Genomic DNA, 26,539 nt, shown 5'->3' on the forward strand with positions numbered 1-26,539 from the left:
AGTTTTGGTCCACTTTTTAGCATGTTGCCCTGCTGAGCGTCAGCGCCTGATTACGGCTAAACGCAGCTGAAATCCCGCGAATGGATTGACACTTTTGCCCAATCGACGTAGGTTACAGGCCCATAATAAAAATGATAATCATTCTTAATAATCTTATCATTTATAGGTGAAAATTATGGTGGAATCTTCCACGTTTGAAAATGCCTGGCTGAAGGATTATTCCGCGCTAAGCCGTGGTTTCCTCTTTACCTCGCCGTGGCGTAGTTTGGCAACGCAGGGATGCTATACCACCGTTACCGCGCCGGTAGATGACGCCGCGTCGCTGGACGGTGATTTCCAACAACAGTTACGTCAGCATTTTGCCGCGGCGAAAAAACAGGGCATCGACAATCCGATTCTGGTCGGGGCGATCCCGTTTGACGTCAGCCAGCCCGCCGCGCTGTTTATTCCTGAATCCTATCAGACGTTTAATCGCGCTGACCTGCAAAACGCGTTGCCGGAAAACGTCAGCGATCTGCCGCAGGTGCGACGTCGCACCGCAGTGCCGGATCACGATGTGTTTACCACGATGGTGGCAGATGCGGTGGCGGCCACGCAGCGCGGCGATCTGGATAAAGTGGTGCTTTCGCGTCTGATGGATATCGTTACCGAACAGCCGGTTGATACCGCAGCGCTGATGCAGCGCGTGATTGCGCAGAACCCCAACAGCTACCATTTCCATCTGCCGCTGCCGCAAGGCGGTGCGCTGATTGGTGCCAGTCCGGAGCTGATGCTGCGCAAACAGGGGCGCGATTTTAGCTCTTGTCCGCTGGCGGGCTCAGCGCGGCGCAATCACGACGATGCCCAGCAGGATCGTGCCGCTGGCGATACGCTGATGGATTCCGGCAAAGATCGTCATGAGCACAAACTGGTGACCGACGCGATGCGCGACACCTTGCAGCCGCGCAGCCGTTTGCTGTCGGTGCCGACCATTCCGTCGCTGATTACCACCGCCACGCTGTGGCATCTCGCCACGCAAATCGACGGCGAAGTGCAGGATGAGCGCGAAAATGCGCTGTCGCTGGCCTGCCTGCTGCACCCGACGCCTGCGTTGAGCGGTTTCCCCCATCAGCGCGCGCAGCAGCTTATTCAGCAGCTGGAACCTTTTGATCGCCAACTGTTTGGCGGCATCGTCGGCTGGTGCGATAGCCAGGGCAATGGCGAATGGGTGGTCACCATCCGCTGCGGCACCGTGCATGGCACGCGGGTGCGCCTGTTTGCCGGCGCGGGCATCGTGGCCGACTCCCAACCTGAATCAGAATGGCGTGAAACCGGCGTGAAGCTGGACACCATGTTGCGCGCCTTTGGACTGCAATAAAGGAAAGAACATGAGCATTCCCTATACTCGCTGGCCGGACGACCTGGCTGCGCGCTATCGCGAAAAAGGTTACTGGCTGGATGTGCCGATCACCGACATTCTGGCGCGTCATCAACATAATGATGCCATCGCGGTGATTGATGGCGATCGTCAGATCAGCTATCGCGAAATGGACGTGCTGAGCAGCAACCTGGCCGCCGCGCTGCAGCGTCGTGGCCTGCAAAATGGCGATACTGCGCTGGTGCAGCTTGGCAACGTGGCCGATTTTTATGTCACGGCATTTGCGCTGTTTAAGCTCGGCGTAGCGTCAGTATTTGCGCTGTTCAGCCATCAGCGCACCGAACTAAGCGCCTATGCGGCGCAGATCGAACCTAAACTGCTGATTGCCGATCGCACTCACACGCTGTTTGCTGATGATAGCTTTATCAACGCGCTGTGCGCCGCGCAGCCTTCGCTGCAGCAGGTGATTCTGCGTAATGACAACCAGCCGGAAAATACGCTGGAAGCGCTGATGGCGGAAGCCGCGGGTGATTACGTTGCCACACCAACCGCCGCTGATGAAGTGGCTTTTTTCCAGCTCTCCGGCGGCAGCACCGGCACGCCGAAGCTGATTCCGCGCACCCACAACGACTATTACTACAGCATTCGCGCCAGTGATGAGATTTGTCAGGTGACCGCCGATACGCGTTATCTCATCGCCCTGCCCGCGCCGCATAACTTTGCCATGAGCTCCCCGGGTTCGCTCGGTGTGTTTTATGCCGGTGGTCAGGTAATTCTGGCTGCCGATCCCAGCGCCACGCTCTGCTTCCCGCTGATTGAGAAGCATCAGGTCACCGATACCGGTTTGGTGCCGCCGGCGGTGAGTTTGTGGCTACAGGCGATTCAGGAATGGGGCAGTAATAAACAGCTGGCTTCGCTGCAGCGCATTCAGGTGGGTGGCGCCAAGCTGGGCGAAACCCTCGCGGCACGTATTCAGCGTGAAATTGGCTGTCAGCTGCAGCAGGTTTTCGGCATGGCCGAAGGTCTGGTGAACTACACGCGCTTTGGCGACGATGAGAACATCATTCTCACCACGCAAGGCCGCCCGATCTCTGAAGATGACGAAGTGTGGGTCGCTGACGAGCACGGCAACGCGCTGCCCACCGGCACCATCGGTCGCCTGATGACGCGCGGCCCCTACACCTTCCGTGGCTACTACAAGAGCCCGGAACATAACGCCGCCAGCTTCGACGCCAACGGGTTTTACTGTTCGGGCGATCTGATTGAGATCGACGCGCAGGGCTACATCACCGTGCAAGGGCGCGAAAAGGATCAGATCAATCGCGGTGGCGAGAAGATCGCCGCGGAAGAGATCGAAAACTTGCTGCAACGCCATCCGGATGTGATCCACGCCGCGCTGGTGTCGATGAACGACGAATTGATGGGTGAAAAGAGCTGCGCCTTTATCGTTGCCAGCCAACCGATCAAAGCGGTGGCGTTGCGTCGTCACCTTCGAGAACTGGGCGTGGCCGAGTTCAAATTACCTGACCGTATTACCTGCGTCGATGCCCTACCGCTGACGCCTGTCGGCAAGGTGGATAAAAAACGTTTACGCCAACAGCTTGCCGACCAACAAGCGCAAGCCTGACCTGTTCCGGAGATTGTAATGGCTATTCCAAAACTGAACGCTTACGCGCTGCCCGCAGCGACTGAACTGCCTACCAACAAAGTGAAGTGGGCGCTTGAGCCTCAGCGTGCCGCGCTGCTGATTCACGATATGCAGGCTTACTTCCTTAATTTCTGGGGCGAAAACAGCCCGCTGGTTAATCAGGTGGTGGAAAACATCGCTCGTCTGCGTGCTTACTGCAAAGCGCAGGGCATACCGGTGTACTATACCGCTCAGCCGAACGAACAGAGCGATGCCGATCGCGCACTCCTCAACGACATGTGGGGACCGGGCCTGAACAAACATCCGGATCAGCAGAAGATCGTGGATGCGCTGGCACCGGATCAGGACGATCAGGTACTGACCAAATGGCGATACAGCGCCTTCGTGCGCTCACCGCTGGAATCGATCCTGCAGGAGATGGGCCGCGATCAGTTGATCATCACCGGCGTGTACGCGCACATCGGTTGCCTGACCACCGCGACTGACGCCTTTATGCGTAATATCCAGCCGTTTATGGTGGCGGATGCGCTGGCCGACTTCACGCGCGAAGAGCACATGATGGCGCTGACTTACACCGCAGGTCGCAGCGGTAAAGTAGTGATGACCGCCGACCTGATGCCGCTGCCGTTGAGCAAAGACGATCTGCGTGCGCTGATTCTGCCGCTGCTGGAAGATGACGATGTGCCTGCAGATGACGAGAACCTGATCGATTACGGTCTGGATTCAGTACGCGTGATGGCGCTGGCGGCGCGCTGGCGTCAGGTGCACAGCGACATCGATTTCGTCAGTCTGGCAAAAAATCCGACCATCGATGGCTGGTGGGCGCTGTTATCAAGGGTGCCAGCTAAATGAGTGCAACTTTCGATTTCAGTGGAAAAATCGTCTGGGTAACCGGCGCAGGCAAAGGGATTGGTTACCACACCGCGCTGAGCTTCCATCAGGCGGGCGCGCAGGTTATCGGCTTCGATCTGCGTTTCGAACAGGCCGACTATCCTTTCACCACGCAGGTGCTGGATGTGGCGAACGCCGCCGAGGTGAAAGCGGTTTGTCAGCGTTTGCTGGCAGATCAGCCGCGTCTCGATGTGCTGGTGAACGGTGCCGGCATCCTGCGTATTGGCAGCACCGATGAACTGTCGTTCGACGATTGGCAGGCGTGTCTGGCGGTGAATGCCGGCGGCGCGTTCAACCTGTTCCAGCAAACCTTGCCAGTGTTTCGCCAGCAGCGTGCGGGTGCGATTGTGACTATCGCCTCTAATGCGGCACATGCGCCGCGCCTTGGTATGTCCGCTTATGGCGCTTCCAAAGCGGCGTTGCGCAGCTTGTGTCTGACCGTGGGTTTAGAGATGGCGCCTTACGGCGTGCGCTGCAATATCGTTTCTCCGGGTTCCACCGATACCGATATGCAACGCAGCCTGTGGCATACGCCAGAAGCCGAGCAGGAGATGATCAATGGTTTCCCGGATCAGTACAAGCTGGGGATCCCGCTGCGTAAGATCGCTAAACCGCAGGAGATCGTTGCTAACGTGATGTTCCTCGCGTCGGATCTTGCCAGCCACGTGGTGCTGCAGGATATTGTGGTCGACGGTGGCGCAACGCTGGGATCCTAAGTTATGGCAATCTGGAAACGTTCGGTCGATGTTGAAACGTTGAATAAGATGGGTGAAAACTCGCTGGTGGCACACGTTGGCATTGTGTTTACCACCATCGGTGAAGATTATCTCGAAGCCACCATGCCGGTGGATGCCCGCACGCATCAGCCGTTTGGCCTGCTGCACGGCGGCGCTTCTGTAGTGCTGGCGGAGTCGATGGGATCGATTGCCGGTTATCTCAGCATCGAAGAAGGTAAAAGCGTGGTGGGGATTGAGGTGAGCGCCAGCCACCATCGTGCAGTAAGCAGCGGTGAAGTGCGCGGTATTTGCCGCCCGTTACACCTTGGTGCGCGTAATCAAAGCTGGCAGATTGAGATTCGTAACGCCCGCGACCAACTGTGCTGCACCTCGAGATTGACGGTGGCGGTGCTGGGTTAAGACATAAAAAAAGCGGCCTTCGGGCCGCTTTTTTGTACGATTAACGCTGGTAAATGATTTCGACGCCTTCGTCGTCCTCTTCGTCCCAGTCGTCATCCCAATCGTCGTCTTCTTCCACTTCCTGCGCCGTTTCCATGGCTTCACGGTGATAATCATCCCACATGAAGGCCACTTTCTCTGGCTCTTTAGCTTCTTCTTCGGCTTCTTTTGGATTTTCGATGATAAAGCTCATCACATCCCAGCAAAGATCTTTCACGCCATCATGGCTAGCCGCAGAGATTAGGTAATATTTTTCTTCCCAGCCTAATGCTTCCACTACCGCTTTGGCACGGCTTTCCGCTTCTTCGCGGCTCAGCAGGTCACATTTGTTGAATACTAACCAGCGCGGCTTCTGGAACAGTTTATCGCTGTATTTCTCCAGTTCGCCGAGAATGATGCGGGCATTTTCTACCGGATCAGATTCATCGATAGGGGCAAGATCGATCAGGTGCAACAGCACGCGGCAGCGCTCAAGGTGCTTCAGGAAGCGAATACCCAAACCTGCGCCATCCGCTGCGCCTTCAATCAGGCCAGGAATGTCGGCGACAACAAAGCTCTTTTCGTTGTCCATACGCACCACGCCAAGGCTTGGCACCAGCGTAGTGAACGGATAATCCGCAACTTTGGGTTTCGCTGCGGATACCGAGCGAATAAAGGTCGATTTACCGGCATTCGGCAGACCCAACATACCAACGTCAGCCAGCAGCATCAGTTCCAGTTGCAGGTCACGCTTCTCGCCCGGTGTTCCCATGGTTTTTTGACGCGGGGAACGGTTAACTGAGGATTTAAAGCGCGTGTTACCAAGGCCATGCCAGCCGCCTTTCGCCACCATCAGCTTCTGCTCATGACGCGTCATGTCGCCCAGCGTTTCGCCGGTACCCTGGTCAATTACGCGGGTACCAACGGGCACTTTAACGATAATGTCTTTACCACGTTTACCGGTGCAATCACGGCTTTGGCCATTCTGGCCACGTTCGGCACGGAAAGACTTTTCAAAGCGATAATCGATCAGGGTGTTGAGGTTTTCATCCGCCAACAAATACACGTCGCCGCCGTCGCCGCCGTCGCCGCCATCCGGGCCGCCTCTTGGAATATATTTTTCACGGCGGAAGCTTACGCAACCATTGCCGCCATCACCCGCGACCGCAAGGATCGTCGCTTCATCTACAAACTTCATTTTATTTCTCCGTCACGCTGTCGTTCACGGCAGCTTGCAGGCCGCAAACGGGTCCGCCAGGGTCTTCTGCGCTGACCGACGGCGGATAATACAAGACTGGCAAAGCCAGGAGTACATAAATTGTACAACAACTGTGCTAAAGCGTAACTGTTATCCAGCAAGCTCAGTAGCAGAATGTAAAAAGCCCCGCAAAGCTGCGGGGCCTTTCATTCGTGTATTCAGACGTTAGACGTCTGCAGCACGACAACCTTACTCAGCAACGATGCTGATATATTTACGGTTGTTCGGGCCTTTAATCTCGAATTTTACTTTGCCGTCTGCGGTGGCAAACAGGGTGTGGTCACGACCACAACCTACGTTGCTACCTGCGTGGAATTTAGTGCCACGCTGACGAACGATGATGCTACCTGCCAGAACAGATTCGCCACCGAAACGTTTTACACCCAGACGTTTTGCGTTGGAGTCGCGACCGTTACGGGTCGAGCCACCAGCCTTCTTATGTGCCATTTGTCAGATCTCCTCTTACGCGCCGATCACAGTGATTTTCACATCTGTGAACCACTGACGGTGACCAGCTTGCTTACGGTAGTGTTTACGACGACGAAACTTAACGATTTTAATTTTCTCGCCACGACCGTGAGCAACAACTTCTGCCTTGATCACACCGCCTGAAACCAGTGGCGCGCCGATTTTCACGTCTTCGCCATTTGCGATCATCAGAACCTGGTCAAACTCAATGGTTTCACCGGTTGCGATGTCCAGCTTTTCCAGGCGAACGGTCTGACCTTCGCTTACTCGGTGTTGTTTACCACCACTTTGGAAAACCGCGTACATATAAAACTCCGCTTCTGCGCGTGCCTTTCTATTCATCAGGCGGCGCGATAAATATTCACAATAGGGCGCGAATTCTACGCAATACTCCAGCAGAAGACAAGAGCACTTTGCACTCTCTTGCAGAAAAAAAGCGCAAGGCGAATGCAAACGTTTCGCAACCCGATTTTTCAAGTACAATCAGTAACAGATTACCTGAACTCACGCTGTGTAAAGCGCTTACCATGCAAAAAACGAGTAAAGCTGAAAAGACGAATGAACTTAGAACAGATTAATGAATTAACCGCGCAGGACATGGCGGCCGTCAACCAGACCATCCTCGAGCAGCTGAATTCAGAAGTCTCACTGATTAACCAGTTGGGCTATTACATCATCAGCGGCGGGGGCAAACGCATCCGTCCGATGATCGCTGTGCTGTCGGCACGCGCGCTGAATTATCAGGGATCGTTGCACATCACTAATGCGGCGCTGATCGAATTTATCCATACGGCGACGCTGCTGCACGATGATGTGGTGGATGAATCCGATATGCGCCGTGGCAAAGCCACCGCTAACGCCGCGTTCGGTAATGCGGCAAGCGTGCTGGTGGGCGATTTTATCTATACGCGCTCATTCCAGATGATGACCAGCATGGGATCCTTAAAGATCCTTGCGCTGATGTCGGAAGCGGTCAACGTGATCGCCGAAGGAGAAGTGCTGCAGTTAATGAACTGCAACGATCCCGATATCACTGAAGAGAGCTACATGCGGGTGATCTACAGCAAAACCGCTCGCCTGTTCGAAGCTGCTTCGCAAGCGTCGGCGATTTTAGCTGAGGCGACGCCCGCGCAGGAAAAGGCGTTACAGGATTATGGTCGCTACCTTGGCACCGCTTTCCAGTTAATTGATGATTTGCTGGATTACAGCGCAGATGGTGAAACGCTGGGCAAAAATACCGGTGATGACCTGAGCGAAGGTAAACCGACGCTGCCATTGCTGCACGCGATGCACAACGGAACGCTTGAGCAGGCGCAGATGATCCGTAAAGCCATTGAAGAAGGTAACGGTCGTCATCTGCTGGAACCGGTGCTGGCAGCGATGCAACAGACTGGCTCGCTGGAGTGGACGCGCAAACGCGCTGAAGAAGAGGCAGATAAAGCCATCGCAGTCCTGCAGGTATTACCCGAAAGCCCGTGGCGCAGCGCTCTCGAAGCGCTGGCGCACATGTCAGTACAGCGCGATTTCTGATTTCAACGGGGCCTTCTCTGGCCCCGTTTCCTTCCTCACTCTTCTCCCTTTTTACTTACATCTCTTGCATCGCTTTTGCGAAAAGCGACGCAGTTTCGTGCGCCGGCCAAACATTTACTGGAAAATTACGGGAAACATTTGCTATAAAAACGCGGGTTTTTTCCAGATATCTCTGCCACGGGAGCGCCTTTTTACAGCGGAGATGAAGTAATAACACGGACACGGAGAAGAGAGTTATGTACACAAGGAAAGCGGATTGGCACCCGGCAGATATCATTGCTGCATTACGTAAGAAAGGCACATCACTGGCAGCGCTGTCACGCGAATCAGGGCTCAGCTCCTCAACGCTAGCCAATGCGCTGTCGCGTCCCTGGCCCAAAGGTGAGTGGCTAATCGCCAATGCGATCAAGGTTCATCCGGCAGACATCTGGCCAAGCCGATATTACGATCCTGTTACCGGCCAGTTATTGGATCGCAAGAAGTGCATACGATCGCCGAAGGATCGTAAAAAGATCTGACTGTAATACCAATGAAAAAAAACCAGCCGCGTTGCCGTGACTGGTTTTTTTGATCTACGAAGCAGAAATTATTCGCCGCTTACGCGCTCGATATTTGCACCCATCGCTTTCAACTTATCTTCGATGTGCTCGTAGCCACGGTCGATGTGATAGATACGATCCACTATCGTGGTGCCTTCCGCGATACAACCCGCCAGCACCAGACTCGCTGATGCACGCAGATCGGTGGCCATCACCTGCGCGCCCGACAAGGTTTCTACGCCATGACAAATCGCTGTATTGCTCTCAATTTCCGCGTGCGCGCCCATACGAATTAGCTCAGGGATATGCATAAAGCGGTTTTCGAAGATGGTTTCGGTAATCACACCGGTTCCTTCTGCCACCAGGTTCAACAGTGTGAACTGCGCCTGCATGTCAGTGGGGAAGCCAGGATGCGGCGCGGTACGGATATTCACCGCTTTTGGACGCTTACCGTGCATATCCAGGCTGATCCAATCTTCGCCCACTTCGATCTCTGCACCAGCCTCACGCAATTTAGACAGCACGGCATCCAGCGTATCTGGCTTCGTGTTGTGGCAAACAACTTTGCCCCGTGAAATGGCTGCTGCGACCAGGAAAGTACCGGTTTCGATACGATCTGGCAGCACGCGATAAACGCCGCCGCCCAGACGCTCAACACCTTCAATGGTGATTTTGTCTGTGCCCGCGCCGGTGATTTTCGCACCCAGCGTGTTGAGGAAGTTTGCCGTATCGACAATCTCCGGCTCACGCGCGGCGTTCTCAATGATGGTGATACCGGTGGCCAGCGTGGCCGCGCTCATGATGGTAACGGTAGCGCCGACAGACACTTTATCCATCACGATATGCGCGCCCTTCAGACGGCCATTGACAGAAGCTTTAACGTAGCCCTCTTCCAGCTTAATTTCCGCACCCAGCTGTTCCAGGCCAGTAATGTGCAGATCGACCGGGCGTGCACCGATAGCGCAGCCGCCCGGCAGTGAAACCTGGCCCTGACCAAAACGCGCCACCAGCGGACCCAGCGCCCAAATCGAAGCACGCATGGTTTTCACTAAATCGTATGGCGCACTGAAAACATTAACTTCGCGAGCATCAACGTGGACCGAACCATTGCGCTCAACGCGCGCACCCAGCAGATTCAGCAGCTTCATGGTGGTATCGATATCACGCAGCTTCGGTACGTTCTGAATCTCTACCGGCTCTTCAGCCAGCAGCGCAGCAAACAGAATCGGCAACGCAGCATTCTTCGCCCCGGAAATGGTCACTTCACCACTTAAACGGGTGGGGCCTTGCACACGAAATTTGTCCATTAACACCGCTCTCAATTATCTATCAATAAAACAACCGGTGAGGCACTTAGAAACCGTTGAGTTTACGGTCGCGCGCCCACTCGGCTGGGGTATAAGTTTTGATGGAAACCGCATGAATACGGTTATCCGCAATATATTCCATCAGCGGCGCGTACACAGCCTGCTGCTTCTTCACGCGGCTCAGTTCGCCGAACATTTCGCCCACCGCGATGACCTGAAAATGGCTGCCATCGTTGCTGAGTACGTGTACTTCTTCTAATGCCAGCGCCTGCATCAGCACGGCCTGAACTTCACTATTTTCCATCGCTCGTTACTTCGCTTAATAATAATAAGGCAGACATCTTAGAGGAAAGCGTCTGACTCTTAAATACGCAAAAGCCCCTGAAAAAATCAGGGGCTTAGCATCGACATCATTTGATCAGGCGATTTTTTCCGCAGAAACAATAATCTGCTGCAGGTTATACAGCGTGATCAGTGACTGGAGTTTATCGGAGATCCCAGAGAAAAGTGGTGCGCTGCCTTGGGCACGCGCAATTTCACGCAGATGCACCAATAGCGCTAAACCCGCTGAATCCACCCTTTCCAGCCCGGCGACATCAATGGTGGTGATATCAGCCACCGCAGTGTCACGTTCCTGCCACAAGGTCAGCAAAGTATCACGATCTAATTTGCCGCTTAAGGCCAGCGTGCTGGCAGTGCGCTGCCAGCTTAACGGTTCACTCATTATTGCTTTTTATCCAGGGTGATCGGCTGTGCGGCATAGGTTTTCAGCTGAGCCGTCAAGCCATCAATGCCTTTGGTACGCAGCAGATCGCCCCACTCATTCTGTTTCGTGGTGATCATGCTGATGCCCTCGGCCACCATATCATACGCCTGCCAGTTGCCAGTTTGGCTGTTCTTACGCCACTGGAAATCGAGACGCACAGGCGGACGCCCATTAGGATCGATGATGGTGACGCGAATCGCCACGATATTGGCATCGCCAATCGGCTGCTCCGGCTGAATCTGGTAGGTTTGACCGTTGTACAGCGCCAGCGCCTGGCCGTAAGCCTGTGCCAGATAATCACCGAACGCGGCAAAGTAGGCATCACGTTGCGCCGGTGTCGCATCGCGATAATAGCGACCAAGAACCAACGCACCGGCATATTTTATCTGTACGTACGGCATCAGTTCCTGACGTACCACTTCGCGTAGATAGTTCGGATCCTGCTTAATCTTCGGCTGTTCGTTTTTCAGGCGGGTGAAGGTCTTTTCCGCCGCTTCGTTCATCAGCTTGTAAGGATTAGTTTGATCCGCTGCGGCGTTGGCTGCCAGCGGTGCGATTGCCAACAGGGCAATCATCAGTAAACGTTTAAACATCATGTTTTACCTCGTAGGTTATTCCGTTGTTGCAGGTGCTGCCGGTGCACTCTGCGCACCCTGTGATTTATCGTCAGATTTGTTATCGCCGCTTTTATAGAGGAATTGACCGATCAGGTCTTCCAGCACCAGCGCCGACTTGGTGTCACGCAGCGTGCCGCCATCTTTCAGCATAGAAGAGCCAAGCTCGGGATCGTCAAAACCTAAATTCAGCGCCAGGAACTGCTCACCGAGCAGGCCTTGAGTGCGGATGGCTAATGAGCTGGTGTCGGGAATCTTATTAGCGTATTTATCGCTAATATCCATGGTCACACGCGGTGAGAGGGTTTTCTCATCCAGCGCAATATCTGACACCCGGCCAATCAACACGCCGCCAATTTTCACCGGAGAACTGACTTTCAGTCCGCCGATATTATCGAAGGTGGCATACATCTTCCACGTTGGTTCGGTGCCGATAGTTTTGAGATCGGCAACGCGCAGGCCGAGGAATAACAGCGCCAGCAGCGCAGCCAGCATGAAGACGCCAACCCAGATTTCGTTTTTCTTGCTTTGCATTGCATCAATTCCCAAACATCAGTGCTGTCAGCACAAAATCCAAACCGAGTACCGCCAGTGAAGCATGCACCACGGTACGCGTTGTCGCACGACTGATCCCTTCCGAGGTCGGGATGGCATCATAGCCATTAAAGAGCGCAATCCAGGTTACCGTGACGGCAAAGACTGCGCTTTTGATCATGCAGTTAACGACATCAGTGCGGAAATCTACCGCGTTCTGCATCGCCGACCAGAAGAAACCGGGATCGATCCCTTTCCAGCTCACGCCAACCAGCGCGCCACCGGCAATACCAACGGCGGTAAAGATCAACGCCAGCAACGGCATGCTGATAAATCCGGCCCAGAAACGCGGTGATACCACGCGACGTAGCGGATCGACGGCCATCATCTCCATGCTGGAGAGCTGTTCGGTGGCTTTCATCAGCCCGATTTCAGCGGTTAACGCTGAACCCGCACGGCCTGCAAACAGCAACGCCGTGACGACCGGACCGAGCTCACGCAGCAGCGAGAGCGCCACCAGCATGCCAAGGCTGGTTTCCGCATTGTAAGTGGTGAGCACCAGATAGCCTTGCAGACCCAGCACCATGCCAATAAACAAGCCAGATACCACGATGATCAGTAACGATAACACGCCCACGCTATACAGCTGTTTCACCAGCAGCGGCGCATGGCGACGAAACGCCGGCTTACCGACTAACGCATGAAATAACATGAGGCCTGCGCGGCCAAAAGCGGCACAGGTATTGATTCCCTGACGTCCAAATGACGCTAGCGCCTGTAACAACATCAGTTTACGTTCTCCCTGAGCGGGTCAAGTCGCTGAGATAATCGCCAGCGGCAAAGCGGAAAGGCACCGGACCATCCGCATGACCCTCGATAAACTGGCGCACACGCGGATCGGGATTTTCTCGCAGTTCCGGCGCGCTACCCTGAGCAATGATTTTTTGTCCGGCAACAATATAGGCATGATCGGCAATGCTCAAGACCTCAGGCACATCGTGTGAAACCACGATGCAGGTCAGGCCCAGAGCATGATTCAGTTCGTCAATTAACTTCACCAGCACGCCCATGGTAATCGGATCCTGGCCGACAAAAGGCTCATCGAACATGATCAGTTCGGGTTCCAGCGCGATAGCACGCGCCAGCGCCGCACGGCGGGCCATACCGCCAGAAAGTTCGGCAGGCATTAGTTTAGCGGCTCCACGCAAACCCACCGCTTCCAGCTTCATCAATACGGTGCTGTGCAACAGCTCTGGCGGCAGCTGCGTATGTTCACGCAACGGCCAGGCAACGTTTTCATACACGTTGAGATCGGTAAACAGCGCGCCGGACTGAAACAGCATGCTCATTTTTTTACGCGCTTCGTACAATTTGGTGCGGGAAAGCGTCGGGATATTTTGATCGCGGAACCAAATCTCGCCTTTATCGGGCTGTAATTGCCCACCGATCAGACGCAATAATGTGGTTTTGCCAATTCCGGACGGGCCCATAATCGCGGTGACTTTACCGGCAGGTACCGTTAACGAGATGTCGTCGAAGATAGTACGATCTCCGCGCGTGAAACTGACGCCACGAACCTCAACCAGATTCGTTTGCTGCTGGATCATCTTTACCTCTTTATGCGGATCGGGCGCTATCAAAGCTGTGGATGGTAGCCTGGTAGCCTCGAATGCACGATAGTTTTACAGAAACTTACCCACTTAGTGTGGCGAAAACGGCCTTAAAATTTACTTTTGCCTCTCAGACAGTCAAAATCAGCGCCTGTTAGTGCGTGCAGAATGTTTTTACCCGTCGGACAAGGTTCGCCGACACCTCCATCCATCAAGGATTTTTAATGTTCGTAGCCTCTGCCTTGCTGTTTATCGGATTGATTTTACTGGTTTACGGTGCCGACCGTTTGGTATTTAGCGCCGCGATCCTCTGTCGATCCTTTGGCATCCCACCGCTGATCATTGGTATGACGGTGGTAAGCATTGGCACATCATTACCGGAATTGATCGTCTCGTTTTCGGCCGCACAGCATGGGCAGATGGATTTAGCGGTTGGCACCGCGCTGGGCTCGAACATTACCAATATTCTATTAATTCTGGGCGGCGCGGCGTTGCTCCACCCATTGACAGTACACTCCAATCTGATTCGGCGCGAATTGCCATTAATGCTGCTAGTCTCACTGCTCAGCGGCATCATGCTGTTTGATAACTATTTAAGTCGACTCGACGGCATCGCGTTACTGCTGATTGCATTGGGTTATCTGCTGGTGGTGATTCGCATTGCTCGTCGTGCTGAACGCGATAACAACGACACGCTAACCCGCGAACAGCTGGCGGAGCTGCCGCGCGATGAAGCAGGCAACACCGTGGCCTTTCTGTGGCTGGCGGTTGCACTGATTATTTTGCCGATGTCGACGCGTATGGTGATCGACAACGCTACCGTCTTTGCCGACTACTTTGGTGTGAGCGAACTGGTGATGGGCCTGACGCTGATCGCCGTCGGCACCAGCTTGCCCGAACTGGCCACCGTGGTGGCTGGCGCGCTGAAAGGTGAGGACGATATCGCGATCGGTAACCTGATCGGCGCCAATATTTTCAATCTGGCGATTGTTCTCGGCCTGCCGGCGCTGATTCATCCCGGCAGCGTTGATGCGCATGCCTTCGCACGTGATTACTGGGTGATGCTGGCAGTCAGCGTACTGTTCGCCCTGCTCTGCCTGCTGCGCAAACGCCGTATTGGTCGTATCGCAGGCACACTATTATTAGGTGGTTTTATCGCGTGGGTGCTGTGGCTATGGCTGAGCCCCATGCTTATCACAAGCTATTAAGGACGGACTGACCATGTCACATCAGCAACCGGATTTCGATTTTCAGCAAGCAGGCAAAGCGGTGCTGCGCATCGAACGCGAAGGGCTGGAGCAGCTTGATCAATATATCAATGATGATTTCGATCGCGCCTGCGCGATGATCTTTGCCTGCCGCGGCAAAGTGGTGGTGATGGGCATGGGCAAATCCGGGCATATCGGGAAAAAAATGGCCGCGACTTTTGCCAGCACCGGTACACCTTCGTTCTTTGTGCATCCCGGCGAAGCCAGCCACGGCGATCTCGGCATGGTCAGCACCAATGATGTGGTGATCGCGATTTCTAACAGCGGTGAATCCGGCGAAATCCTTGCGTTGGTGCCGGTGTTAAAGCGCCAGAAAGTGCAGTTGATTTGTATCACCGGTCGTCCGGAAAGCGCGATGGGCCGCGCTGCGGATGTGCATCTGTGTGTGAAAGTGCCGCAGGAAGCTTGTCCGCTCGGCCTGGCACCAACCACCAGCACCACCGCGACTTTAGTGATGGGCGATGCGCTGGCCGTGGCGTTATTGGAAGCGCGCGGATTTACCCAGGAAGATTTTGCGCTGTCACATCCCGGCGGTGCGCTGGGCCGCAAACTGCTGCTACACGTTAGCGATATCATGCACAGCGGCGATGAAATTCCTCACGTTAGCCGTGATGCGTCGATGCGTGATGCGCTGCTGGAAATTACCCGTAAGAATCTCGGTTTGACGGTCATCGTCGATGACCTAATGAAAATCGAAGGCATCTTCACCGATGGTGACTTACGTCGCGTGTTTGATATGGGCATCGATTTCCAGAAAGCCACCATTCAGGAAGTGATGACCAGCGGCGGCATTCGCGTGCGCCCCAATATGCTGGCCGTTGACGCCCTTAATTTGATGCAAAACAAAAACATCACCGCCTTGCTGGTGGCCGATGACGATCGCCTGCTCGGTGTGGTACATATGCATGACATGCTGCGCGCTGGCGTGGTCTAACAGGAAGAAATAATGAGTGCTGAAACGGCGATGGTCGAGACTTGCTACGGTCCGGTGAGCGCGGACGTCATGGCGCGTGCTGCGAAGATTCGCCTGCTGATTTGTGACGTTGATGGCGTGATGTCCGATGGCGTCATTTATATGGGCAACAGCGGTGAAGAGCTGAAAGCTTTTAACGTGCGTGATGGTTATGGCGTGCGTTGCCTGCTGACCTCCGGCGTCGAAGTGGCTATTATTACCGGCCGCAAAGCAAAACTGCTGGAAGATCGCTGTAAGACGCTCGGCATTACGCATCTTTACCAGGGACAATCGGATAAGCTTTTGGCCTGGCGGGAACTCCTGGATAAACTGTCATTAACGGCCGATCAGGTCGCCTATATTGGCGATGACCTGATCGACTGGCCGGTAATGGCGCAGGCGGGTTTGAGCGTTGCCGTTGCTGATGCTCACCCGATTTTACTGCCGCGCGCGCGTTATGTGACCCGCATTGCCGGTGGCCGCGGTGCGGTACGTGAGTTGTGCGATCTGATTTTGATGGCGCAGAACAAATTTGAGGATGCCAAAGGGCAATCAATATGAGTAAGAGCAGGCGTTGGATGACGCTGATCCTGGCCTTGATCGCCTTAGTGCTGATCGGCTGGAATCTCACCAACCAGGATGACGACAGAACGCCGGTGGCAACCAACGATCAAGCGCCAACCTACACCAGCGAGAAATCGAACACGGTGGTGTATAACCCCACAGGCGCGCTGGGCTATAAGCTGGTCTCCGATAAAGTGACCTACTTTGCTGCCGATGAGATAAGTTGGTTCGATAATCCGGTGATGACCACCTATGACGTTAATAAAGTGGCGACATGGTCGGTGCGCGCCGATAAGGCAAAGCTGACCAAAGATCGTATGCTTTATCTTTACGGCAACGTTGTTGTCAATTCTTTGACTCAGGATTCACAGCTTGAGCGCATCCTTACCGATAACGCTCAGGTTAATTTGGTCACCCAGGATGTGACATCTGACGATCAAGTCACCCTTTTTGGCCGCAGTTTTAATTCCACTGGCATGAAAATGCGCGGCAATTTACGGACGAAACATGCTGAGCTGCTTGAAAAGGTCAAAACTTCCTATGAAATTCAAAATGAACAAAAATAGCCTTAAGTTATTGCTGGTGAGTACGCTGCTGGCAACGAGCCTGCCTGCGCTGGCATTAACCGGCGACTCAGACAAACCGGTAAATATCGACTCCGTTAACCAGGCGTTGGATCTGCAGGGCAACGTCGCGACCTTTACCGGCAACGTAATTGTGACGCAGGGTTCCATCAAGATTACCGCCGATAAAGTGGTGGTCACTCGTCCGGGCGGCGATAGCAAAAAAACCATTGTTGATGCTTACGGCACGCCAGCCACCTTCTATCAGATGCAGGATAACGGCAAGCCGGTGCAAGGCCACGCCAGTAAACTGCACTATGAATTGGCGAACGATTTTGTTGAGCTGACCGGCAATGCCTTCATTCAGCAGCAGGACAGCAACATCAAAGGCGACCGCATCACTTACCTGGTGAAAGAGCAGAAGATGCAGGCGTTCAGCCAGGGCGACAGCAAGCGCGTGACTACCGTTCTGGTACCGTCGCAGCTGCAGGACAAAAACGGTTCGTCCGCGAGCCCTAAAAAGAGTAACTGATTGCTATGGCTACACTAATCGCTGAAAACCTGGCGAAAGCCTACAAAGGCCGCCGCGTGGTGGAAGATGTTAGCCTGCAGGTAAAATCCGGCGAGATTGTCGGCCTGCTGGGCCCAAACGGTGCCGGTAAAACCACCACCTTTTACATGGTGGTGGGTATTGTGCCGCGCGATGCCGGCCGCATCGTGATTGATGATGAAGACATCAGCATTCTGCCGCTGCATGCGCGCGCCCGTCGCGGCATCGGCTATCTGCCGCAGGAAGCTTCGATCTTCCGTCGCCTGAGCGTGTACGACAACCTGATGGCTGTGCTGCAGATCCGTGATGATTTAACCGAAGAACAGCGTCAGGATCGGGCCAACGAGCTGATGGAAGAGTTCCATATTGGCCATCTGCGCGACAGCATGGGCCAGGCGCTGTCGGGTGGTGAACGCCGTCGTGTGGAAATTGCCCGCGCGCTGGCGGCTAATCCGAAATTCATCCTGCTGGACGAACCTTTTGCTGGTGTTGACCCGATCTCGGTTATCGACATCAAGAAAATCATCGAGCATCTGCGTGACAGCGGCCTTGGCGTGCTGATTACCGACCACAACGTGCGTGAAACCCTCGCGGTGTGTGAACGCGCTTATATCGTCAGCCAGGGACATTTAATTGCCCATGGCACGCCTGATGAAATTCTTGTAGATGAGCAGGTTAAGCGTGTTTATTTGGGCGAAGAGTTCAGACTCTGATAAGGTGTTGTAACACCCTACGTTTGCTTAGGAAATTCTTACCGAATTATGAAGCAAGGTTTGCAACTCAGGCTCAGCCAACAGCTGGCGATGACTCCACAGTTGCAGCAAGCCATTCGCTTGCTGCAACTCTCTACGCTTGAACTCCAGCAAGAACTGCAACTGGCGCTGGAAAGCAATCCGCTGCTTGAACAAACCGAACTGCACGAAGAAGTTGACGCACGTGAATTTCAGGATCAGGAAAGTGATTCGTTAGACACGCGCGAAGCGCTTGAACAGAAAGATATGCCTGAAGAGCTTCCGCTCGACGCTACCTGGGACGAAATCTACACCGCAGGCACACCATCAGGCACCGGCACCGATTACCAGGATGACGAACTGCCGATCTACCAAGGCGAAACCACCCAATCGCTGCAGGATTACCTGATGTGGCAGGTTGAGTTAACGCCGTTCACTGATACCGATCGCGCGATTGCCACGTCAATTGTTGATGCCATTGATGACACCGGCTATCTCACCGTCAGCTTACAAGACATTTATGACAGTATTGGTGATGAAGAGCTGGCGCTGGAAGAAGTCGAAGCCGTGCTCAAGCGCGTGCAGCGTTTCGATCCGATTGGCGTCGGTGCACGTGATTTGCGTGATTGCCTGTTAGTCCAGCTGTCGCAATATGCTGCCGCCACGCCCATGCTGGCGGAAGCACGCCTGATTGTTAGCGAACATCTCGATCTGCTGGCCAACCATGATTTCCGCAGCCTAATGCGCGTAACCCGTCTGAAGGAAGAAGTGCTGAAAGAGGCGATGCTGCTGATTCAGTCACTCGATCCGCGCCCAGGCCAGTCGATCAACACCAGCGAACCGGAATATGTCATTCCCGATGTGCTGGTGCGCAAAATCAGCAAGCGCTGGACGGTTGAACTCAATTCCGACAGCATGCCGCGCCTGAAAATCAATCAGCAGTATGCGGCGATGGGCGGAGCTGGCCGTAATGAAAGCGATAACCAGTTTATTCGCAGCAACTTACAGGAAGCCAAGTGGTTGATTAAGAGCCTGGAGAGCCGCAACGACACGCTGCTGAAAGTGACACGCTGTATCGTTGAACAGCAGCAGGCGTTTTTTGAGCAGGGTGAGGAGTACATGCGTCCGATGGTGTTGGCGGATATCGCTCAAGCTGTTGATATGCATGAATCCACCATTTCCCGCGTGACCACGCAAAAGTATTTACACAGCCCGCGTGGCATCTTTGAACTGAAGTATTTTTTCTCCAGTCACGTCAACACCGAAGGCGGCGGCGAAGCCTCTTCCACGGCGATTCGTGCATTAGTGAAAAAATTAATCTCGGCGGAAAACCCCGCAAAACCCTTGAGCGACAGCAAACTGACCTCCATGTTATCCGAACAGGGCATCATGGTTGCGCGACGTACGGTTGCTAAATATCGCGAGTCTTTATCTATACCGCCATCAAACCAGCGCAAGCAATTGGTTTGACCGAACGAAGAAGGAAGACCTATGCAGCTAAACCTTACCGGACTTAATGTTGAAATTACCGAACCTCTGCGTGAATTTGTAAATACCAAATTTGCCAAACTGGAACACTATTTTGATCGTATCAATCAGGTTTATATTGTTCTGAAGGTAGAGAAGGTGACGCAGGTTGCGGATGCAACACTGCACGTTAACGGCGGAGAGCTGCACGCCACATCGGAAGCGGAAGACATGTACGCGGCCATCGACGGGTTAATCGATAAACTTTCCCGTCAGCTGACCAAACACAAAGACAAACTGAAAAAACACTAACCTTCACGCTTGCAGAGTGCTGACTGATTCGGCACTTAGAGCATAAATGGGGCGGAACTTACCGCCCCGTTTTGTCATCTGCGCAAGCGCCAGCGGGTGAACGGTAATGAAATCAATTGCCTGAAACTCGCGGCTATGTGAACTCGCAAGTGAAACGATGATGAACAACGATCTAACACTGGAATTGAGCTCGGTCCTATCACTGGACTGTACCCGTAGCGGCGTACACTGCCAGAGTAAAAAACGCGCGCTGGAGATTATCAGCGAGCTGGCAGCGAAGCAGCTCAATCTGCCGCACCAGACGCTTTTCGAAGCCATCCTGACCCGCGAACGCATGGGCAGTACCGGTATTGGTAACGGCATCGCCATTCCACATGGCAAGCTGGAAGAGGACACCTTACGCGCTGTCGGCGTGTTTATTAGCCTCGATCAGCCTATCGCTTTTGATGCGGTAGATAATCAGCCGGTTGACCTGCTGTTTGCCCTGCTGGTACCCGCGGACCAGTGTAAAACCCACTTACACACGCTTTCGCTGGTTGCCAAACGCCTCGCAGATAAAACCGTCTGTCGTCGTTTGCGCGCGGCACAGAGCGACCAAGAGCTCTACGCCATTATCACAGAAGCTCAGGAAGCACACTCTTAAGCGAGAAACACTTTTACCGGCGTTTTCGCCGGTTTAAAACGGGAGAAATGTGATGGTGCTGATGATCGTTAGCGGTCGGTCAGGCTCAGGAAAATCAGTCGCGCTGCGTGCCCTCGAAGATATGGGCTTTTACTGTGTCGACAACTTGCCGGTGGTGCTGCTACCGGAGCTGGCGAATACCTTAACCGAACGCAATATCTCTGCAGCAGTCAGCATTGATGTGCGTAACATGCCGGAATCACCGGAAGTCTTTGAAGCGGCGCTCAACAATCTGCCCGATGCCTTTTCGCCGCAGCTGCTGTTTCTTGATACCGATCGCAACACGCTGATTCGCCGCTACAGCGATACGCGCCGCCTGCATCCGCTCTCCAGCAAAAACTTGTCACTGGAGAGTGCTATTGATGAAGAGAACGATCTGCTGGAGCCACTGCGCTCACGCGCCGATCTGATTATCGATACCTCTGAGATGTCGGTTCATGAATTGGCAGAGATGCTGCGTACCCGCTTGCTGGGCAAGCGCGAGCGTGAACTGACCATGGTGTTTGAGTCATTCGGCTTCAAACACGGCATTCCGATCGACGCCGATTATGTTTTCGATGTGCGCTTCCTGCCGAACCCGCACTGGGATCCCAAGCTGCGTCCGATGACCGGTCTGGATCGCCCGGTGGCCGCCTTCCTCGATCGTCACACCGAAGTGCACAACTTTATCTATCAAACGCGCAGCTATCTGGAACTGTGGCTGCCGATGCTGGAAACCAATAACCGCAGCTATCTCACCGTCGCCATTGGCTGTACCGGCGGTAAGCATCGTTCGGTGTATATCGCGGAACAACTGGCGGATTATTTCCGTTCACGCGGTAAAAACGTGCAGTCTCGTCATCGCACTCTGGAAAAACGCAAATCATGACCGTGAAGCAAACCGTTGAGATTCGTAACAAGCTGGGCATGCACGCGCGCCCAGCGATGAAGCTGTTCGAGCTGGTGCAGAGTTTTGATGCTGAAGTGTTGCTGCGTAACGAATCGGGCACCGAAGCTGAAGCCAGCAGCGTGATTGCGTTGCTGATGCTCGACTCAGCGAAAGGCGGTCATATTGAAATCGAAGCCAGCGGCCCGCAGGAAGAGCAGGCGCTGGCAGCGGTCATCGAACTGTTTGAAGCGGGCTTTGACGAAGATTAAGCCTTTCAATGCAGCTTGTAGCGATTCAGGAAACCCTCACCGCCTAACTGGCGCATCTGCCGCATAATCCACTGCTGGCGCTGTCGCGTGTAGCCTGAAGGCGCATCGGCACGGAAGCGGATCGGATTGGGTAGAACCGCCGCCAGTAACGCGGCTTCAGACATCGTCAGGCGGCTGGCGGGTTTATGGAAATAGCGCTGTGAGGCCTCTTCCACGCCAAATACGCCATCGCCAAATTCTGCAATATTGAGATAAACCGTCAGGATGCGCCGCTTGGTCCACACGGTTTCGATTCCCACCGTGAGTCCCGCTTCCAGCCCTTTACGTACCCAGCTGCGGCCATCCCATAGAAACAGGTTTTTCGCCGTCTGCTGAGACAAGGTTGAAGCTCCGCGCATGCGTTCATTGCCATCGTTATCCAGCACTGATTGAATGGCATCAACATCAAAGCCCCAATGCTCGGGAAACTTTTGATCTTCAGAAGCGATAACCGCTAAAGCCATCCACGGCGAGATCTCATCCATGCCGACCCAATCCGAGTGCGCCACATAATCAAAACGCCCTGTAAACCAGGCACCGATTTGCCGCTCCATCATTACCGCCGAAAACGGTACCGGTAAAAAAGCAAACAGCAGAATGCCCGCTAACCAGATGCCGAGCCAGGCCAGCAGCACTTTAGCAATCAGTACTTTAATACGTTTTCCCAGCGTCCCTTTACTCTTGCTCATGCAATTTTCTCTTACCTGTTCCCTGTATTAATCAATCACCCAAGTCACAATAGCTAACACCAACGATTAACCACTAAATTTTATCCTCTGATTGGCAAAAACGTCAGTGAAATTGTTGCCTGCGCAATCAACGTTCCTCTATTAGAGCCAATCACATCAAGCACTTCCGCCAAAAAGGAATCGGTTCCATGATGTTAAATGCACCAAGCGCTGCGTGCATGAACACTTAACTGAATGTGATATCGCTCACGCAAAAGCTTTCATGAAGCTTAACTATCATTTTTTATGATGTTCGAACTTGTTCATTGATTACAGAGACCAATCTGAAAAATGCGACCAAAATTGTCTGATCCTGCCTGCATTTGGCCTCAATGATGGTAAAGCGATTTACCGCACAATTGGTTTACATCATTCAATAAACCTTAAACTGGAACTTTCCGTTTAAGGTTTCCAAAACGTTTTGGATAAGCCGTCAGAAAAACTAAATTTATTCATAAATATCAGCATGTTAATCTAACTTAAATTTAATTTTTTGCCAGAATTACATTTTCCATGCTCGTGTCAGGCTTTTCCTGCTAACGACTGAAGCAAAACCAGGCAAAAAGCAGAACAATTGGTCAAAAAAGGTGCAATATGGCAAAGAAATTAATTCCTTGCTTGACTGTGTCAGCAAATTAATGTTTTCTGTATTTAATCGCTGCTCAACATCACACAATTTAATGAATCTTGTCGCAAGGATTGGCGAATTTGTTAAGGTGATTTGGAAGCGTTAACCAATACCGAACTGCTGCTTTCTTATTCGATTTCTAATAATAGCAGCAGTGCCCATTTCCCTGGTGTTGGCGCAGTATTCGCGCACCCCAGTTTCGACTGGGGTCATTTTTTTCTAACGTCCTGTAATTTTTCCCGCTCCGCTACCCATTCACGTAACACGTTCACGTCTTTCAGCCACTCTTGTTTTAACTCATCGACCCACTCTTGCACGTTGTCCCACCACGCTGGCAATTCCGGCGACTGAATCTGCTTCGCCAACTGCTGTATATGCAGTAAGCCAACCGAACCTGCCGCACCTTTGATCTTGTGCCCTTCTTCAGCAATGCCTTTTTGATCGCGCGCCATCATGTTGGAATCCAGCACCTCGAGATAGCCCGGCATCATCTGCTCAAACATGGTCAGGCTTTGGGTAATTAATCCAGGGCCAACCAGTTCAATGTATTGCTCCAGCATCGCCACATCTAGCAGCGTGCGCGACTGCGCGTCTGATGATTCGGTGGCGATCTCTTCCAGCTCCGGCTGATAATCCCAGAACTTCTTGATCACCGCCGTAAGCGCTGGCACAGCAAGCGGTTTGCTCAACACATCATCCATGCCGGCATCGAGATACTCTTTTTTGTCTTTCAGCACATTGGCGGTCAATGCCACCAGCGGCGGCAGCGCCACATCTGCGTAACGCTGATGGATGGCACGCGACACCTCGAGGCCCGTCATATCCGGAAGCTGAATATCGAGCAGCACCAGATCGAACTCCTGCGGATCAAACATCGCCAGCGCATCCGTACCGGTCATCGCGACTTCGACGCTGCAACCCAGCTTCTCCAGTACCGAACGCGCAACAATCACGTTGAGTTCAATATCTTCCACCAGTAACACATGCAGCGCCGGCAACGGCATACTGTCATCCAGATTGTCGTCTTCCACTTCCTCAGCGACGCGTGGCGCGTTGATCTCCATGGTGAAGCAGGAACCCTGCCCCGCGACGCTACTCACGCTGATATCGCCGCCCATCGCCTGGGCTAAACGACGCGAGACCGCTAAACCGATGCCGGTGCCCGTTGCCGGCTTGCCGCCGTGCTGATCTTTCACCTGGTAATACATGGCGAAGATCTTATCCTGCTCTTCCTGCGGAATGCCCATGCCGGAATCCTGCACTTCAAAGTGCAGCGTTTCATCCTGACGATAGGCAACGCGCACCACAATCTCGCCCTGCTGAGTAAATTTCACGGCATTGCCGATCAGGTTCCACAGAATCTGACGCAGACGCGTGCCATCCGCCGAAATTTTATGGGGCAGCGGCAGCTCCGGCGCCATGACAAATTTCAGCCCTTTTGGCTGCGCCAGCAGACCGGAGAGGTTTTCCAGATCGGCGAGGAAACCGGTGAAATCCAGCGGCTGATTATCCAGCTGCACTTTGCGGCGTTCGATTTTGTCCACTTCAATTACATCATTGAAGATGTTGCCCAGCGTGATGGCCGACACGTGGATGGTTTTGAGGTACTTCAGCTGCTCCTGATTGAGATCGGTATCCAGCAGGATGCGGCTCAGTCCGACGATGCCATTCAGCGGCGTACGCAGCTCATGGCTAATAGTCGAAATAAAGGTAGTCTTCTCACGGCTGGCGTTCTCCAGCGCGTCCTGATAGCGCTTACGCTCGGTAATGTCGCGGCCAAAGCCCATCAGGCCACTGCGTTTTCCGACACGGTCGTAATAGGGCACTTTACGGATTTCGAAACAGGCTTTGCGCCCGTCGGGATATTGCAGCCACTGTTCGTAGGTTAGCGACACATTGTGGCGGAACACCTTCTCATCGGTTTCCAGCACTTTGGTCGCGGCTTCGTCATCGTAGATATCGCGTGGTGTCAGGCCAATCAGCTGCTTTTCGCTCATGCCGGTTAGCAGTTCCATGGCGCGATTACAGCCGGAGAACTGCTTATCAATGTTGCGGTAGAACACCAAATCCGGTGACGCATCAAGGAAGGAGCGCAGGAAGGAGGATTGCTGTTCCAGCTCGATTTGCGCCTGCTCGCGTCGTGCCATCTCTTCGCGCAGCTTATCCATCACCTGCTCGCGCGCCTGCTCGGCTTTGATACGGTCGTTAATTTCCTGATTAAGCTGGGTGATGGTCTCTTTCATCTGCTGGTTCAGCTCGAGATCGCGCGTACGCATCTCTTCCAGCTTATCTACCAGTTTCGACAGGCGCTGGCGCGACTCTTCCAGCTGATCGACCACCACTGAGAGGAAATAGACGGCCCAGGGCGTAATCAACAGACCGAAGAAGATGGAGCGGACGACGTCGATGCTCTCCACATGCCCACGCAATACCATGGTGACGGCCATCTGTACCACCATCGCCAGCACCACCAGCGCTGAGGCTAACAGCAGCGAAAAGCGTACCAGGCCGAGTTTGACCATCAAATCAACGTAGTACTGCGCTAAAAGACGAATCTGTTTCATTACGAGCTCCCTGAACGAAATCTGGCTCATGATAGCGTAATTATCGCTGCGCTGCCCCGCTTCACCCGGCCATATCGCGCAGGTTATGCCCTGTAATGGTGCATCGCAGCGTGATTTCGCCGACGTTCCCTTCTATATGCGCAAAGCGCTTGACTAATTCTGCCAACTGAATAATCTGGAGGGCCGCGCTTTTGCGAACCTTTCCTCAACATCCGGTGCTAATCAGCACCCTGGCAGCCATTCATCCTGATGGTTGCACCTCTTTATTGCATACCCATTCAATTTAAATGACTTTCTACGCATGCTTTGCGTGATTAATTTTACTAATGGCAGCGCCATTTTGATTCAAATATGACGCCATAAGAAAAACAGATACATGCTGTGTATCAACTGCCCCTAACAGCATTAAATGCTGTTATAACCCTTTCTGCCAGCATTGTTTGGATATTAGAGGGCTGGGTCACAGTGAGACGGCTCACACTTCCTGGGGGAATGCGCAGCGGGATATTGACATAAATTTACGCAATAAATTCTTATTAATCATTTAATTAAGTGACAAGAAAGCCTATTACCCGCATCAAAGCTGGCTATTTGACCTGAGTTCGCTTTCCCGATAAGTTGGAATTCCACTGGAAGCTTTCCTGGTGGGCCTGTGTCTCGGCATATCTATGCAGCAAG

The 26,539-nt window shown here is 53.5% G+C and carries 30 protein-coding genes; 18 read left to right on the forward strand and 12 right to left on the reverse strand.

From position 1 onward, the window contains the following. Positions 1–175 precede the first annotated feature (175 nt). The 5 genes from KVT28_RS15865 to KVT28_RS15885 are packed head-to-tail and all read left to right on the forward strand — an operon-like array spanning position 176 to position 5,032. A complete protein-coding gene (locus KVT28_RS15865) occupies positions 176–1,357 on the forward strand; it encodes an isochorismate synthase (protein ID WP_137385051.1) in 1,182 nt (393 codons plus the stop codon). A gap of 10 nt (positions 1,358–1,367) precedes the next feature. Beyond that, on the forward strand, positions 1,368–2,984 hold the full coding sequence (locus KVT28_RS15870) for a (2,3-dihydroxybenzoyl)adenylate synthase (RefSeq protein WP_217549229.1): 1,617 nt from the start codon (positions 1,368–1,370) through the stop codon (positions 2,982–2,984). 18 nt (positions 2,985–3,002) lie between these two features. Further along, positions 3,003–3,857 carry an isochorismatase gene (locus tag KVT28_RS15875; protein ID WP_217549231.1) on the forward strand — a complete coding sequence of 285 codons (855 nt, stop codon included), beginning with the start codon at positions 3,003–3,005 and terminating at the stop codon, positions 3,855–3,857. Then, the gene (dhbA, locus tag KVT28_RS15880; RefSeq protein ID WP_101762269.1) at positions 3,854–4,612 is read left to right on the forward strand and encodes a 2,3-dihydro-2,3-dihydroxybenzoate dehydrogenase; all 759 of its coding nucleotides are present in this window, start codon (positions 3,854–3,856) and stop codon (positions 4,610–4,612) included. Before KVT28_RS15875 ends, dhbA begins: the two co-directional genes overlap by 4 nt. A 3-nt stretch (positions 4,613–4,615) precedes the next feature. Next, the gene (locus KVT28_RS15885; RefSeq protein WP_101762270.1) at positions 4,616–5,032 is read left to right on the forward strand and encodes a hotdog fold thioesterase; all 417 of its coding nucleotides are present in this window, start codon (positions 4,616–4,618) and stop codon (positions 5,030–5,032) included. Between the two features lie 40 nt (positions 5,033–5,072). Here KVT28_RS15885 and cgtA read toward each other — a convergent pair whose 3' ends face one another. The 3 genes from cgtA to rplU form a co-directional block, all read right to left on the reverse strand. Next, positions 5,073–6,248, reverse strand: coding sequence for an Obg family GTPase CgtA (gene cgtA / locus KVT28_RS15890; RefSeq protein ID WP_008104343.1), 1,176 nt, complete (start codon positions 6,246–6,248; stop codon positions 5,073–5,075). A gap of 249 nt (positions 6,249–6,497) precedes the next feature. Continuing rightward, complete coding sequence (gene rpmA / locus KVT28_RS15895) at positions 6,498–6,755, reverse strand: 50S ribosomal protein L27 (RefSeq protein WP_007886647.1); 258 nt, start codon at positions 6,753–6,755, stop codon at positions 6,498–6,500. 15 nt (positions 6,756–6,770) lie between these two features. Next, the gene (gene rplU, locus KVT28_RS15900) at positions 6,771–7,082 is read right to left on the reverse strand and encodes a 50S ribosomal protein L21 (protein WP_007886644.1); all 312 of its coding nucleotides are present in this window, start codon (positions 7,080–7,082) and stop codon (positions 6,771–6,773) included. Between the two features lie 252 nt (positions 7,083–7,334). Here rplU and ispB point away from each other — a divergent pair, with 252 nt between their 5' ends. After that, entirely contained in the window at positions 7,335–8,306 is a 972-nt protein-coding gene (gene ispB, locus KVT28_RS15905; protein ID WP_217549233.1) for an octaprenyl diphosphate synthase, read from the forward strand. A gap of 236 nt (positions 8,307–8,542) precedes the next feature. Next, complete coding sequence (locus KVT28_RS15910) at positions 8,543–8,824, forward strand: helix-turn-helix domain-containing protein (protein ID WP_101762273.1); 282 nt, start codon at positions 8,543–8,545, stop codon at positions 8,822–8,824. Between the two features lie 68 nt (positions 8,825–8,892). Here KVT28_RS15910 and murA read toward each other — a convergent pair whose 3' ends face one another. The 7 genes from murA to mlaF form a co-directional block, all read right to left on the reverse strand. Further along, positions 8,893–10,152, reverse strand: a complete 1,260-nt coding sequence (gene murA / locus KVT28_RS15915) for a UDP-N-acetylglucosamine 1-carboxyvinyltransferase (protein WP_110868080.1) — start codon at positions 10,150–10,152, stop codon at positions 8,893–8,895. Between the two features lie 46 nt (positions 10,153–10,198). Further along, positions 10,199–10,456 (reverse strand): BolA family iron metabolism protein IbaG, encoded by a 258-nt coding sequence (gene ibaG / locus KVT28_RS15920; RefSeq protein WP_008104351.1) that lies wholly within the window; start codon positions 10,454–10,456, stop codon positions 10,199–10,201. 114 nt (positions 10,457–10,570) lie between these two features. Beyond that, positions 10,571–10,876, reverse strand: a complete 306-nt coding sequence (gene mlaB, locus KVT28_RS15925; RefSeq protein WP_101762275.1) for a lipid asymmetry maintenance protein MlaB — start codon at positions 10,874–10,876, stop codon at positions 10,571–10,573. Then, positions 10,876–11,511 (reverse strand): phospholipid-binding protein MlaC, encoded by a 636-nt coding sequence (gene mlaC, locus KVT28_RS15930; protein ID WP_101762276.1) that lies wholly within the window; start codon positions 11,509–11,511, stop codon positions 10,876–10,878. Before mlaC ends, mlaB begins: the two co-directional genes overlap by 1 nt. Before the next feature lie 18 nt (positions 11,512–11,529). Then, positions 11,530–12,066, reverse strand: a complete 537-nt coding sequence (mlaD, locus tag KVT28_RS15935; protein ID WP_101762277.1) for an outer membrane lipid asymmetry maintenance protein MlaD — start codon at positions 12,064–12,066, stop codon at positions 11,530–11,532. A 4-nt stretch (positions 12,067–12,070) separates the two neighbouring features. Further along, on the reverse strand, positions 12,071–12,853 hold the full coding sequence (mlaE, locus tag KVT28_RS15940; protein ID WP_007886633.1) for a lipid asymmetry maintenance ABC transporter permease subunit MlaE: 783 nt from the start codon (positions 12,851–12,853) through the stop codon (positions 12,071–12,073). Between the two features lie 4 nt (positions 12,854–12,857). Continuing rightward, positions 12,858–13,673, reverse strand: a complete 816-nt coding sequence (gene mlaF, locus KVT28_RS15945; protein WP_008104360.1) for a phospholipid ABC transporter ATP-binding protein MlaF — start codon at positions 13,671–13,673, stop codon at positions 12,858–12,860. Between the two features lie 227 nt (positions 13,674–13,900). On the opposite strand from mlaF, the gene KVT28_RS15950 reads away from it, so the two are divergent. The 11 genes from KVT28_RS15950 (at position 13,901) to npr (ending at position 21,902) form a co-directional block, all read left to right on the forward strand. Further along, positions 13,901–14,884, forward strand: a complete 984-nt coding sequence (locus KVT28_RS15950) for a calcium/sodium antiporter (protein WP_101762278.1) — start codon at positions 13,901–13,903, stop codon at positions 14,882–14,884. Between the two features lie 13 nt (positions 14,885–14,897). Then, complete coding sequence (kdsD, locus tag KVT28_RS15955; protein ID WP_110868082.1) at positions 14,898–15,878, forward strand: arabinose-5-phosphate isomerase KdsD; 981 nt, start codon at positions 14,898–14,900, stop codon at positions 15,876–15,878. Between the two features lie 12 nt (positions 15,879–15,890). Continuing rightward, entirely contained in the window at positions 15,891–16,457 is a 567-nt protein-coding gene (gene kdsC / locus KVT28_RS15960; protein ID WP_217549235.1) for a 3-deoxy-manno-octulosonate-8-phosphatase KdsC, read from the forward strand. Further along, on the forward strand, positions 16,454–17,026 hold the full coding sequence (gene lptC / locus KVT28_RS15965; RefSeq protein WP_101762281.1) for an LPS export ABC transporter periplasmic protein LptC: 573 nt from the start codon (positions 16,454–16,456) through the stop codon (positions 17,024–17,026). The genes kdsC and lptC overlap by 4 nt, the downstream gene beginning before the upstream one ends. Next, a complete protein-coding gene (gene lptA / locus KVT28_RS15970; RefSeq protein ID WP_036648348.1) occupies positions 17,001–17,555 on the forward strand; it encodes a lipopolysaccharide ABC transporter substrate-binding protein LptA in 555 nt (184 codons plus the stop codon). Before lptC ends, lptA begins: the two co-directional genes overlap by 26 nt. Positions 17,556–17,560: 5 nt before the next feature. Beyond that, complete coding sequence (lptB, locus tag KVT28_RS15975) at positions 17,561–18,286, forward strand: LPS export ABC transporter ATP-binding protein (protein ID WP_008104371.1); 726 nt, start codon at positions 17,561–17,563, stop codon at positions 18,284–18,286. A 48-nt stretch (positions 18,287–18,334) separates the two neighbouring features. After that, positions 18,335–19,774 (forward strand): RNA polymerase factor sigma-54, encoded by a 1,440-nt coding sequence (gene rpoN / locus KVT28_RS15980; RefSeq protein WP_217549237.1) that lies wholly within the window; start codon positions 18,335–18,337, stop codon positions 19,772–19,774. 21 nt (positions 19,775–19,795) lie between these two features. After that, complete coding sequence (gene hpf, locus KVT28_RS15985; RefSeq protein ID WP_101762283.1) at positions 19,796–20,083, forward strand: ribosome hibernation promoting factor; 288 nt, start codon at positions 19,796–19,798, stop codon at positions 20,081–20,083. A gap of 160 nt (positions 20,084–20,243) precedes the next feature. Next, complete coding sequence (gene ptsN / locus KVT28_RS15990) at positions 20,244–20,726, forward strand: PTS IIA-like nitrogen regulatory protein PtsN (RefSeq protein WP_176970221.1); 483 nt, start codon at positions 20,244–20,246, stop codon at positions 20,724–20,726. 52 nt (positions 20,727–20,778) lie between these two features. After that, a complete protein-coding gene (gene rapZ, locus KVT28_RS15995) occupies positions 20,779–21,633 on the forward strand; it encodes an RNase adapter RapZ (protein WP_101762285.1) in 855 nt (284 codons plus the stop codon). Then, positions 21,630–21,902 carry a PTS phosphocarrier protein NPr gene (npr, locus tag KVT28_RS16000; RefSeq protein WP_008104379.1) on the forward strand — a complete coding sequence of 91 codons (273 nt, stop codon included), beginning with the start codon at positions 21,630–21,632 and terminating at the stop codon, positions 21,900–21,902. Before rapZ ends, npr begins: the two co-directional genes overlap by 4 nt. Positions 21,903–21,907: 5 nt before the next feature. On the opposite strand, the gene mtgA is transcribed toward npr, so the two are convergent. Then, the gene (gene mtgA, locus KVT28_RS16005) at positions 21,908–22,630 is read right to left on the reverse strand and encodes a monofunctional biosynthetic peptidoglycan transglycosylase (RefSeq protein ID WP_192412544.1); all 723 of its coding nucleotides are present in this window, start codon (positions 22,628–22,630) and stop codon (positions 21,908–21,910) included. Positions 22,631–23,506: 876 nt separating this feature from the next. Next, positions 23,507–25,861, reverse strand: coding sequence for an aerobic respiration two-component sensor histidine kinase ArcB (gene arcB / locus KVT28_RS16010; protein ID WP_217549239.1), 2,355 nt, complete (start codon positions 25,859–25,861; stop codon positions 23,507–23,509). Positions 25,862–26,539: the final 678 nt, after the last annotated feature.

This window comes from Pantoea sp. GbtcB22, assembly GCF_019091025.1.
Classification (GTDB): domain Bacteria; phylum Pseudomonadota; class Gammaproteobacteria; order Enterobacterales; family Enterobacteriaceae; genus Pantoea; species Pantoea leporis.

Coding starts and splice junctions, on each gene's coding strand:
- KVT28_RS15865 (WP_137385051.1), top strand. CDS start 176: ATGGTGGAATCTTCCACGTTTGAAAATGCCTGGCTGAAGGATTATTCC.
- KVT28_RS15870 (WP_217549229.1), top strand. CDS start 1,368: ATGAGCATTCCCTATACTCGCTGGCCGGACGACCTGGCTGCGCGCTAT.
- KVT28_RS15875 (WP_217549231.1), top strand. CDS start 3,003: ATGGCTATTCCAAAACTGAACGCTTACGCGCTGCCCGCAGCGACTGAA.
- dhbA (WP_101762269.1), top strand. CDS start 3,854: ATGAGTGCAACTTTCGATTTCAGTGGAAAAATCGTCTGGGTAACCGGC.
- KVT28_RS15885 (WP_101762270.1), top strand. CDS start 4,616: ATGGCAATCTGGAAACGTTCGGTCGATGTTGAAACGTTGAATAAGATG.
- cgtA (WP_008104343.1), bottom strand. CDS start 6,248: ATGAAGTTTGTAGATGAAGCGACGATCCTTGCGGTCGCGGGTGATGGC.
- rpmA (WP_007886647.1), bottom strand. CDS start 6,755: ATGGCACATAAGAAGGCTGGTGGCTCGACCCGTAACGGTCGCGACTCC.
- rplU (WP_007886644.1), bottom strand. CDS start 7,082: ATGTACGCGGTTTTCCAAAGTGGTGGTAAACAACACCGAGTAAGCGAA.
- ispB (WP_217549233.1), top strand. CDS start 7,335: ATGAACTTAGAACAGATTAATGAATTAACCGCGCAGGACATGGCGGCC.
- KVT28_RS15910 (WP_101762273.1), top strand. CDS start 8,543: ATGTACACAAGGAAAGCGGATTGGCACCCGGCAGATATCATTGCTGCA.
- murA (WP_110868080.1), bottom strand. CDS start 10,152: ATGGACAAATTTCGTGTGCAAGGCCCCACCCGTTTAAGTGGTGAAGTG.
- ibaG (WP_008104351.1), bottom strand. CDS start 10,456: ATGGAAAATAGTGAAGTTCAGGCCGTGCTGATGCAGGCGCTGGCATTA.
- mlaB (WP_101762275.1), bottom strand. CDS start 10,876: ATGAGTGAACCGTTAAGCTGGCAGCGCACTGCCAGCACGCTGGCCTTA.
- mlaC (WP_101762276.1), bottom strand. CDS start 11,511: ATGTTTAAACGTTTACTGATGATTGCCCTGTTGGCAATCGCACCGCTG.
- mlaD (WP_101762277.1), bottom strand. CDS start 12,066: ATGCAAAGCAAGAAAAACGAAATCTGGGTTGGCGTCTTCATGCTGGCT.
- mlaE (WP_007886633.1), bottom strand. CDS start 12,853: ATGTTGTTACAGGCGCTAGCGTCATTTGGACGTCAGGGAATCAATACC.
- mlaF (WP_008104360.1), bottom strand. CDS start 13,673: ATGATCCAGCAGCAAACGAATCTGGTTGAGGTTCGTGGCGTCAGTTTC.
- KVT28_RS15950 (WP_101762278.1), top strand. CDS start 13,901: ATGTTCGTAGCCTCTGCCTTGCTGTTTATCGGATTGATTTTACTGGTT.
- kdsD (WP_110868082.1), top strand. CDS start 14,898: ATGTCACATCAGCAACCGGATTTCGATTTTCAGCAAGCAGGCAAAGCG.
- kdsC (WP_217549235.1), top strand. CDS start 15,891: ATGAGTGCTGAAACGGCGATGGTCGAGACTTGCTACGGTCCGGTGAGC.
- lptC (WP_101762281.1), top strand. CDS start 16,454: ATGAGTAAGAGCAGGCGTTGGATGACGCTGATCCTGGCCTTGATCGCC.
- lptA (WP_036648348.1), top strand. CDS start 17,001: ATGAAATTCAAAATGAACAAAAATAGCCTTAAGTTATTGCTGGTGAGT.
- lptB (WP_008104371.1), top strand. CDS start 17,561: ATGGCTACACTAATCGCTGAAAACCTGGCGAAAGCCTACAAAGGCCGC.
- rpoN (WP_217549237.1), top strand. CDS start 18,335: ATGAAGCAAGGTTTGCAACTCAGGCTCAGCCAACAGCTGGCGATGACT.
- hpf (WP_101762283.1), top strand. CDS start 19,796: ATGCAGCTAAACCTTACCGGACTTAATGTTGAAATTACCGAACCTCTG.
- ptsN (WP_176970221.1), top strand. CDS start 20,244: ATGAACAACGATCTAACACTGGAATTGAGCTCGGTCCTATCACTGGAC.
- rapZ (WP_101762285.1), top strand. CDS start 20,779: ATGGTGCTGATGATCGTTAGCGGTCGGTCAGGCTCAGGAAAATCAGTC.
- npr (WP_008104379.1), top strand. CDS start 21,630: ATGACCGTGAAGCAAACCGTTGAGATTCGTAACAAGCTGGGCATGCAC.
- mtgA (WP_192412544.1), bottom strand. CDS start 22,630: ATGAGCAAGAGTAAAGGGACGCTGGGAAAACGTATTAAAGTACTGATT.
- arcB (WP_217549239.1), bottom strand. CDS start 25,861: ATGAAACAGATTCGTCTTTTAGCGCAGTACTACGTTGATTTGATGGTC.